Genomic DNA, 8655 nt, shown 5'->3' on the forward strand with positions numbered 1-8655 from the left:
CCACGACTCGAGAACCCCGGAAGACCCCGCCCGGACGGCCACCCGGCGATCGGTCCTGCCCGCGTAACAGGTAGGACCGATCGCAGCCGCAGAATCAGACTTTTAAAACTGGCTCGGTGGATCGAGGATCAGGGCTTGGATGTTGCCGCCGAAGCCGTGCGTTTTCCCGCTGTACCACGCGTCGATTTCTCGGCCCTTCCTCGAGACGGTCGGCTCGTAGAGCCGGTCGCACTCGATGACCTTTCCGTCGAGAATCAGGTACGCGACACCCTCGGCCGCCGCCTTCTCCAGCGCGTCTTGCAGGTTCGGGGCCTGATCCGAAAGCACATCGATCGCTTCCTCGAGGTACCGGTACGCGGTGGCACGCGACAGGCCGAAGCCGGCTCCGAGCCGTTCGACGTCGACCCGGTCGCGGAACCACGCCAGGGCGAAGCGTGCCTGGTGGAAGGGGGTGAGCGCACGAGTGCCCCGGCGTGTGCCGCGCCGGCGACGTTCGGCCTTGAGCAGCCGCGCGAGGTACCAGACCAGTTCGCGGGGGACATCGAGCATGCAAGAATAGGTCACGCGCGGAGCCGTCCTGCCAGAAGATCTTCTTAGTCAGAATCCTTCTATCAGGCGCTCCGCGCTCTATGCTGCCGCCGTCCGCAACCTCCATGAATGCCCGATCCGCCCGCTATGCGTCGCTGAGATCAGCTGAGTGCGTGATGCCCGACCAACATGGGAGAGGGCCATCCGGTACCAGCTGACATTGGCCGAAATGAACGCCGGGCGGCCAAGGCGCTGGCGTTGGAGTGGATCGCGTAGGTCTGCGGCCAACTGCCGCCGGATCAGCGGCAGCTGGCCGGCTCAGCTCATCGCTGGTCTCGCTGCTGGACCGATCCGGGTCAGGAGCAAGAGTTCCTGGTGTCCTTCGCCGAGGACTTCGGACTGCTGGACGACGGCGACGAATGGCGTGGGCGGGGTGACCGGCGGTCTGCAACCCTGAGCAGGCCGAGGCCCCCGGCTGCGGGCTGTGCTGTTCGACGGTGCGCGGCCGGAGCCGGGAGTGCCGGTCCGGGATGACGTGCCGCAGACGACCGGTAGCTCAGTCTTCGCCGCCTTGTGAAGGGTCTCGGGTTTGGCGGCCGGGGCGACGAGGAAGCGGGCGTCGGCGGCGTGGCGCTGCGCTTCGGCCGCCGCGAGAATGCCTGCGGCGCCGGCGGATGGGTCCGGATGTTCGGGCCGACCCGGGCGTGGCCGGTGCGCTGGCTGCCTCTCAGAATTCGGTAACGCCGAGGGCGAACTCCCAGTGCCCCACTCCGTTGCGGGCGATGCCCATCGTGATCAGGCCCATTCCTTCCAGCCAGTGGGCCATGTTCAGGGCGCCGACGTCCAGCGGGCGCAGCCCGATGCTCTGGATGAAGTCCGCCACGGCTGCCTTCGCCGACGCGTCGTCGCCAGCGAGGAAGACCTCTGGCTTGTTGCCCTTCTCCAGGACGTGGCCGAAGACGGTGTTGAACGCCTTCACGACGGCGGCGTCGGCCGGGGCCGCCTCGGCAGCCTGCTGCGCGATCGAGGTGTCTCCGGCGTAGGCCAGTGCGTCGGCCGCGGGGTCGAAGGGGTTGCTGATGTCGACGATGACCTTGCCCGCGAGGGCGTCCGCGTACTGGGCGACTACCGGGGCGACATGGCCGGCCAGTAGGGCCACGATGACGATGTCCCCGGCTGGGACGGCGCCCCACTCTCCCGCCGTGGCCCCGTCGCCGAGGGACTCGGCCAAGTCGGCTGCCTTGGACTGACTGCGGCCCAGGATCTCGACGGTGTTTCCCCCGGCCAGGGCCATAGTGCCGAGGGTGCGGGCCATGTTGCCGGTGCCGATGATGCTGATGCTGCTCATGAGTGTTTCCTCTTCCTGGTTTCCCAAGTGCCTTCAGCGACCCGGGCTTTCGTCCGTATCCCGCTCAGATCGCCGTGGTGCCACCGTCTGCGGCCAGCTCCATCCCGTTCACATAGCTGGAGTCGTCCGAGGCGAGAAACAGTGCGACCGTGGCGATCTCCTCGGGGCGGCCCATCCGTCCCCGCGGGATCAGGGATTCGAACTGCCGCTTCGTCGCCTCGTCGAACACCTCCTCCTGCATCGCGGTGGCCACCTGGCCGGGAGTCAGCACGTTGACCCGGATCCGCCGCTCGCGCAACTCGGCCAGCCACGCGCGCGCGAAGGCCTGCTGAACGGCCTTGCTCCCCGCGTAGACGCTCCAGCCGGGGTAGCCCCTGAGCGAGGCGCTCGACCCGGTCATGAAGATCGAGCCGCCGTCGTTGAACAGCGGTAGCGCCTTCTGGACGGTGAACAGCGTGCCGCGCGCGTTCAGGGCGAAGGTGGCATCGAACTGTGCCTCGGTGATCTCGCCGAGATTGCCCTCCACGCCCATCCCGGCGCTGGCCCAGAGCACATCGATCGCGCCCTTCTCCTGCTTGACCGTCTCGTACAGGCGGTCCAGATCGCCGAGATCGGCCGCGTCGCCCCGCACCGCGGTCACGTTCCGGCCGATCGCCTTGACGGCTTCGTCCAGCGCCTCCTGCCGCCGACCTGTGATGAAGACGTGGGCCCCTTCTTCCACGAACAGCTTGGCGCCGGCTAGCGCCAGGCCGGTCGATCCGCCCGTGACCACGGCTACCTTGCCGTCGAGCTTTCCCATGATCGCTCCATTGAGATGGCAGGCCCCGGAACGGCCCGCGTGCTATGTACACCGATCTGTATATTTAACGTAGCTCAGGTCCGGCCGGCCCGCAAGCTAGGTACACCGATCATTACCCATCTGGGCTATGCTGGGCCTGGAGGAGTGGGAGACATGACCGAGTTGGAGAAGGGCCCGCAGGGCCGACGCCGCGGCCGCGGTGCGCGCGAACGCATCCTCGGCGCGTCCCAGCAGCTGTTCCGCGAGCAGGGCATCAACCGGACCGGGATGGACCAGCTCTGCGCGGTGGCCCAGGTGTCGAAGCGCACGGCCTACCAGCATTTCGCCGGCAAGGACGAACTCGTCGCCGAGTACCTGCGACGCTTCGATCCCGATGTCATGCCCGGAGTGTTCGATCGCACCGACCTGACGCCCCGCGAGCGGCTCCTCGCCGTGTTCGAGCTGCCCGGCGGCGGCACGCAGGGGCTCACTCCGCTGTGCCCCTACATCGAGGCGGCCGTCGAGATCCACGATCCGGAGCACCCGGCGTCCCAGTTCGCCCGCGACTACAAGTTGGCCCTCGCCGCACGCCTGACCGAAGCCGCGCGTGAGGCCGGCGCCACCGACCCCGAAGAGCTCGGCGAACAACTGGCCCTGCTCCTCGACGGCGCCTCGGCCCGCACCCGTGTGCTCAACAGCGAGTGCTTTCCCACTGCCGCCGCCATCGCCGCCGTTCTCATCGACAACGCGATCCGGGCGCCCGCCGCATGAGGCTTCCGTTTCCGACTGCACCGGACGTCCCGTCCTGCGCGCAGCACCGGTCTCGTCGCGACGCGGCTTGCCACGGCAGAGGAATGCGCGCCTGACCCGCCTGACCTGCTGACCGTCGAGGCGGGCGGTGACCCTCGCGATCGGTCAGGCGCGTCGCCGGGCCCGGCAGGTGCGGGCGCAGGTGCAGGTGCACGAGGCGTCACGCTGGTGAACGAGTCCGGGAACGAGTCCCGAGATGGCGGTCGTTCATGCATTACGGATGCCGGAGATATGGCACGGCAGCGGCACGAAGTGGCCCCCGGGTGCTGGCCGCACACCGCGCCGGGGGCGGCGTGCGGTGCCGGAAGCTGCTGAATTCTGCCGGCGCGCCGGTTCAGGCCGCGCCGCTCACAGCCGCAGCTTGGCCATGGTGTGGGCCGCGGGGAGCCTGGCAGCGGGCGCCTGATCGGGGGCGTACCGCGTTCACACGATGGGATGTTTCGGCCGCGATTGCGCGCGGTGGACCACGGGAGGGTGCAGGGTACTGCCATGACACGCGACGCAGGCGAGGCGATGATCACTCGCGCGCAGATCCTCTCCTGTTTAGAGATCCTGGGCCTGCGTGGCACCGGCACCAACCTGCTCACGCGGCCCGAGGCGTTCGGGTATCTGCTTTTGCTCCTCGAGGCGGGTGCGCTCGTGGACCTTGATCGGCTCGACCACGAGGGCGTACGCGCCGGGTACGTCGACGCCGCGCGCCTGCTCGTCACATTCGGCGTCGGCATCGAGGGTCAACCTAGAGCCCTCATGACACCACGACTGCTCGCCCGCGTCGTCGAAGACCGCATCCGTCGGGCCCGCCTCGACTTCGCCGAACTCGCGCCGGAGCGGGAGCCGGAGCCGGCGCCGCACTTTGGGTGGGGGCCGTCCGCTGCTGTCGACGCCGCGCTCGATGCCGTGCTCGCCCTTCTCGTCCGCTCCGTACCACCGCACGTATCCGATGCCAGCGAACCCGGCGAACTGAGCGCGATGCGCGAGGCGATCGACGCGCAAGCCGGGATCCGCGTGGCCGGTGCATGCCTGGCCGAGGGCGCCCGCGCGGTCCAACGCATGCAGCAGAACTGACCGACCGATCCCCGCGGGGTTCACCCAAATGCCACAAAGTAACCTGTGTAATACTCTCTTTCTAGATACTATCTTTCAGGCAAGTATCCAAGAAGAGGAAGTGCCGATGGCGGACTTCGTAGGGCGACGCCGCGAACTCGCAGCGCTGGGGCAAGCCTTGGACGAGGTGCGCTCGGCGATCGGTGCGCAGCGCCCGGGCCGGTGCGTGATCATCCGCGGGCGCCGACGCATCGGGAAGTCCGCGCTCGTCGAGGAGTTCGTCCGTCGCAGCCGGGTACCCTACGTCTTCCACACCGCGCAGCTCGGCCTCGGGGCGGAGCCGCTCGAGGAGTTCGCGCACGACGTCGCTTCCTCCTCGCTCCCCGAGGCGGCGATCTTCGATGAGGCCGCGCCCGGGAACTGGACGGCGGCGCTGCGCCAACTCGCCGGGGTGCTCCCTCAGGACCAGGCCAGCGTGGTGGTGCTCGACGAGGTGCCTTACCTGATGGACGACTCCGGGGCCTTCGAGAGCATTCTGCAGCGCGCGTGGGATCGGGAGCTCTCACACCGGCCAGTCCTGCTCCTGCTCATCGGCTCGGACCTGTCGATGATGGAGGCCCTCACCTCCTATGGCCGACCCTTCCACCAGCGCGGCAGTGAAATGCCGGTGGGGCCGCTCAACGTGGCGGAGGTGGCGCAGATGACCGGGCTGGACGCGGCATCCGCCTTCGATGCCGCACTGGTGACCGGCGGACTGCCGATCGTCTGCGCGCGGTGGCGGACCGGGGAAGACCTCTGGTCGTTCCTGGCCAGGGAGCTTGCGGACCCGCTCAGCCCGATCGTCGCCTCCGCGCAGCTCTCCCTTGCCGCCGAGTTCCCAGACCAGGCACAGGCCAGGGCGGTCCTTGAGGCGATCGGAAGCGGCGAGCGGACCTTCACGAACATCGCGCGCGCCGCCGGCGGGATCGCGCACTCGACCCTCACGCGCGCCACCGACCTGCTGATCGACAAGCGGATCGTCGCCGGGGAACTCCCGGTCTCCCTTCAGCCCTCGAAGGAACGCAGGTACCGGATCACCGACACCTACCTCCGATTCTGGCTCGCCTTCCTCGGCCCGCACCTGCCCGAGATCGACCGCATACGTTCCGACCTGACCCTGGATCGGATCAAACGGGGCTGGACCTCCTGGCGCGGCCGCGCGATCGAGCCGCTCATCCGCGAGTCGCTGCTGCGCCTGCTGCCCGCGCACGCCATCCCCGCCGTCCCGGTCGTCGGCGGGTTCTGGACGCGCAGCAACGACGTCGAGATCGACGTCGTCGGAGCAGACCGCGAGCCGATCGCGAAACGGCTGCTCTTCCTCGGGTCGATCAAATGGCTGGAGAACGCGCCCTTCGACGATCACGACATGCTCGCCCTCCAACGCCACCGCCTCCGCGTCACCGACCAGCCCCTGCCACTGATCGCCATCAGCCGCGCCGGCAGCGCAACCAAACACGCCGACGCGGTATTCGGGCCGGACGACCTCATCACACCCTGGCAGAGCTGAACACCCCGGGGCGGGTGCGGCAAGCCGGCTACAGGAGGCTCCAGCCACCCGTCGTCATGGAGGCGCTCCCTCTACGAAGACACGCACGGAGCGCAACTCGGCAACCGGGGACCATGTGGGGACCGGACGTCGCGCACGATCAGGAACAGCCTGCACGGATACAGTTGCAACACGGCGATCAGGGCACGCATGCTGCGCCTGACGTGCGGGAGCGGCTGCTCCCTTGATCTGGGGGTCAGGTGCGCCATTACGAGGTTTGCCGCCTTTGGCCTGGCGCTGCGGCGGTCGTTTGCATTCTGGCATCCGGCGGTGGTGGGCGCGGGGTGTTCTCGGGGGAGTCGGTGACGGCGCGGGGGAGCGCTCCGAGGGCGTTCGTCACGTTGTCGTCGACGCTGGTGAGGCGGCGAAGTGCGCGCGAGCAGGGCACGGTTGCCCAGGCTGGCTCGGCGGGAGTTTCGCCCTCGTACGTGAGGTTGTAGGTGATCGACGGCGTGGGCTCGTCGATTTCGCAAAGCTCATGAGGCTCGGGCGGAACTGGAATGCGGCATCGAACCGGTCCCGCGCCGCTCGCGGGTGTTTACCAGGGGTCGTGTTCGTTCGGTGCCGGCGGGCCTGAGCACCTGTGCACGTGTGGCCCGTATCGCGGGCTCGAGGCCGTTGCACGGTGCTCCGAGCAGGCGGAGCGATGCCCGGCCGTGCATCGCCCGTTTGATCGTCTTGAGTCTGTTCACATTCCCTTCGGTGGATCCGGAACTCTAGGGCAGTGTGGAGGCCGCCTCGACCGGACAGGCTCTGGGCTTGGGCGTGCGCGGTCTCACGCGGTGAATCGGCCTTCCCCATTGCGCCATTGTCTGACCCAGTCGAGGAAGCCGATGCCGGTGTATTGCGTTGTCCATGGCTGCTCGGTTATGCCGTCGTAGGGGCATGCGCCGACTTCGGTGAGAGCCCAGATGGAGCCGCGGTGCACGCCTGCGGTGACCAGGATCCACTCCATGCCGGCGGCTTCGGTGCCCAGGGGAATCGAGCCGTGTCGGTGGACGTGCTCGTATCGGGCGGTGTTGTCCTGCCGGAGTTCGTCCGCTCCTTGGTCCCAGTACCAGGAGCGCTCCAGCGGGAAGGTGGCGGCCGGGTCGCGGGGCCCGTGGCGGTCGGACCAGCGTTGGGGCATCCAGCCGAGAGGGAGCAGGCCGCCGTCCTCGGGCGGGCCGAGGGCTGAGCCGTTGGAGACCTCGGCGATGAACGAGCGATAGGGCTCGGGCAAGGTGACGTGCTGCTCGGCCTCCCATGCCAGGACACCGTCCCATCCGAGCGGATCCTCGCGCCACTCCTCGGGGAAAGCCTCGCGTAGCTGTTGCAGGACCTCGGCTGTGGCACGGGCTTCTGGTGCATCCACGCCCCATGAATATCAGCAACACACCGTCGGTGCACGGGGGTTGGGGTCGCCTGAATCTGTATGCAGGGCGCGTCAGGGCCAGAGGCTTTCGAGGAAGGCGATGCCCGGGTCGCTGGAGCGGTACCGTCCGCGCGGGGTGGTGGTGGGGGCGGCGCGTTCGAGGGCATTCTGTTTGATCGTCATGTCGGAGTGCAGGTAGACGTCGGTGGAGCGTAGGTGGTCGGCGTGTCCGATCCAGAGCGCGATCACGGCGGAGTCCATGCCGGCGTGCAGCAGCCGCATCGCGCAGGTGTGGCGAAGGACGTGGGTGTGGAGGTGGTCGGGTTTGATGCTCGGGCAGGGGCAGCCGGCGGTTCTCGCGTGTTTGTGCACGAGGTGTGCGACGGCGTCGGTGCTGAGCCTGCGCCCGGCGCGGGTGGGACCCAGCGGCTGGGCTGCCTCGCCGCCTCACCCCGCGATCCAGGCCTTAGACGGCGCGGGTGGGTTGGTCAGCGGCACGGGGTGTTTGCGGCCCTTGCCAAGGCAGCGCACGTGCGTGCCGGTGCCGAGGCTGACGTCCGTGCAACTCAGCCCAATGATCTCGGATACGCGTAGTCCGATCTGTAGGGCCAGGTGCAGTAAGCGCGGGTGTGCCAGCGAGGCGAATGCGACCTGCTCACCCTGCGCCGTACCTGAGAACGTCACACTCCGGCGTCGTTCGACAGCCGCCCAAACGCCGCTGCCGGCGGCGAACGATCCCGACACCCGCAGCGCGAACGCACGATACACCGGCGCTGCCAGCACCACGGCCATATCCGGCAGCTCAACGGGCGAAATCGACGATCAGGGAAACCGCGCGTTCATACCTGCCGAGCTCGGCGAGGGTGTCGGGAGAGCTTTCGACCTGCTGGCTGCGGTACCGCTCACTTGTGGTGACGAGGCGGTAGATGACGGCGCGGGCAACGAACTCGATGAAATCGGGTCCGCTGTCAGCTGCGACCCGGCGTAGCAGGTCCCCATCGGCGCCGTGCCAAATCAACGCATCGCCCACCACGACCGCTTCGCCGAACGCCGCCGGACGCCAATACGGCGAAAAATCAATGAGCATCCGCCAACGGTTCGGTGCTGTTCAGGTGGGGTGGCGTGAGCGAGCGTGTTCGTGCTCGTGCATGTCGGGCGCGGCTGTCAAGGCCGTAGATCATCCGGCGATCGGGGCGCGGGTTCGTTGA

At 68.3% G+C, this 8655-nt stretch carries 10 protein-coding genes; 3 read left to right on the forward strand and 7 right to left on the reverse strand.

The annotated features are described in order from the left end of the window. Window positions 1-102 precede the first annotated feature (102 nt). The 3 genes from KDL01_RS36225 to KDL01_RS36235 all read right to left on the reverse strand — a co-directional run bounded on the left by KDL01_RS36225 (window position 103) and on the right by KDL01_RS36235 (window position 2675). Window positions 103-549 (reverse strand): helix-turn-helix domain-containing protein, encoded by a 447-nt coding sequence (locus KDL01_RS36225; RefSeq protein WP_212533226.1) that lies wholly within the window; start codon window positions 547-549, stop codon window positions 103-105. A 706-nt stretch (window positions 550-1255) separates the two neighbouring features. Beyond that, window positions 1256-1876, reverse strand: a complete 621-nt coding sequence (locus tag KDL01_RS36230) for an NADPH-dependent F420 reductase (RefSeq protein WP_212533227.1) — start codon at window positions 1874-1876, stop codon at window positions 1256-1258. Between the two features lie 64 nt (window positions 1877-1940). Further along, on the reverse strand, window positions 1941-2675 hold the full coding sequence (locus tag KDL01_RS36235; RefSeq protein ID WP_212533228.1) for an SDR family NAD(P)-dependent oxidoreductase: 735 nt from the start codon (window positions 2673-2675) through the stop codon (window positions 1941-1943). Window positions 2676-2828: 153 nt separating this feature from the next. Between KDL01_RS36235 and KDL01_RS36240 the strand changes: the two genes are divergently transcribed. The 3 genes from KDL01_RS36240 to KDL01_RS36250 all read left to right on the forward strand — a co-directional run bounded on the left by KDL01_RS36240 (window position 2829) and on the right by KDL01_RS36250 (window position 6054). Continuing rightward, window positions 2829-3425 carry a TetR/AcrR family transcriptional regulator gene (locus tag KDL01_RS36240; RefSeq protein WP_212533229.1) on the forward strand — a complete coding sequence of 199 codons (597 nt, stop codon included), beginning with the start codon at window positions 2829-2831 and terminating at the stop codon, window positions 3423-3425. A gap of 528 nt (window positions 3426-3953) precedes the next feature. Beyond that, entirely contained in the window at window positions 3954-4529 is a 576-nt protein-coding gene (locus KDL01_RS36245; RefSeq protein WP_212533230.1) for a hypothetical protein, read from the forward strand. 106 nt (window positions 4530-4635) lie between these two features. Beyond that, the gene (locus tag KDL01_RS36250) at window positions 4636-6054 is read left to right on the forward strand and encodes an ATP-binding protein (protein ID WP_212533234.1); all 1419 of its coding nucleotides are present in this window, start codon (window positions 4636-4638) and stop codon (window positions 6052-6054) included. An 814-nt stretch (window positions 6055-6868) separates the two neighbouring features. Here the strand turns inward: KDL01_RS36250 and KDL01_RS36255 are convergent. The 4 genes from KDL01_RS36255 to KDL01_RS36270 form a co-directional block, all read right to left on the reverse strand. Continuing rightward, on the reverse strand, window positions 6869-7447 hold the full coding sequence (locus KDL01_RS36255; protein WP_212533231.1) for a hypothetical protein: 579 nt from the start codon (window positions 7445-7447) through the stop codon (window positions 6869-6871). 72 nt (window positions 7448-7519) lie between these two features. Beyond that, the gene (locus KDL01_RS36260) at window positions 7520-7873 is read right to left on the reverse strand and encodes a tyrosine-type recombinase/integrase (RefSeq protein ID WP_212533235.1); all 354 of its coding nucleotides are present in this window, start codon (window positions 7871-7873) and stop codon (window positions 7520-7522) included. A 21-nt stretch (window positions 7874-7894) separates the two neighbouring features. Continuing rightward, complete coding sequence (locus KDL01_RS36265; protein ID WP_212533232.1) at window positions 7895-8239, reverse strand: site-specific integrase; 345 nt, start codon at window positions 8237-8239, stop codon at window positions 7895-7897. Between the two features lie 10 nt (window positions 8240-8249). After that, window positions 8250-8534, reverse strand: coding sequence for a hypothetical protein (locus KDL01_RS36270; protein WP_212533233.1), 285 nt, complete (start codon window positions 8532-8534; stop codon window positions 8250-8252). Between the last annotated feature and the right edge of the window lie 121 nt (window positions 8535-8655).

The organism is Actinospica durhamensis (assembly GCF_018139695.1).
GTDB classification, from domain to species: domain Bacteria; phylum Actinomycetota; class Actinomycetes; order Streptomycetales; family Catenulisporaceae; genus Actinospica; species Actinospica durhamensis.

Coding starts and splice junctions, on each gene's coding strand:
- KDL01_RS36240 (WP_212533229.1), top strand. CDS start 2,829: ATGACCGAGTTGGAGAAGGGCCCGCAGGGCCGACGCCGCGGCCGCGGT.
- KDL01_RS36235 (WP_212533228.1), bottom strand. CDS start 2,675: ATGGGAAAGCTCGACGGCAAGGTAGCCGTGGTCACGGGCGGATCGACC.
- KDL01_RS36225 (WP_212533226.1), bottom strand. CDS start 549: ATGCTCGATGTCCCCCGCGAACTGGTCTGGTACCTCGCGCGGCTGCTC.
- KDL01_RS36230 (WP_212533227.1), bottom strand. CDS start 1,876: ATGAGCAGCATCAGCATCATCGGCACCGGCAACATGGCCCGCACCCTC.
- KDL01_RS36265 (WP_212533232.1), bottom strand. CDS start 8,239: ATGGCCGTGGTGCTGGCAGCGCCGGTGTATCGTGCGTTCGCGCTGCGG.
- KDL01_RS36270 (WP_212533233.1), bottom strand. CDS start 8,534: ATGCTCATTGATTTTTCGCCGTATTGGCGTCCGGCGGCGTTCGGCGAA.
- KDL01_RS36245 (WP_212533230.1), top strand. CDS start 3,954: ATGACACGCGACGCAGGCGAGGCGATGATCACTCGCGCGCAGATCCTC.
- KDL01_RS36250 (WP_212533234.1), top strand. CDS start 4,636: ATGGCGGACTTCGTAGGGCGACGCCGCGAACTCGCAGCGCTGGGGCAA.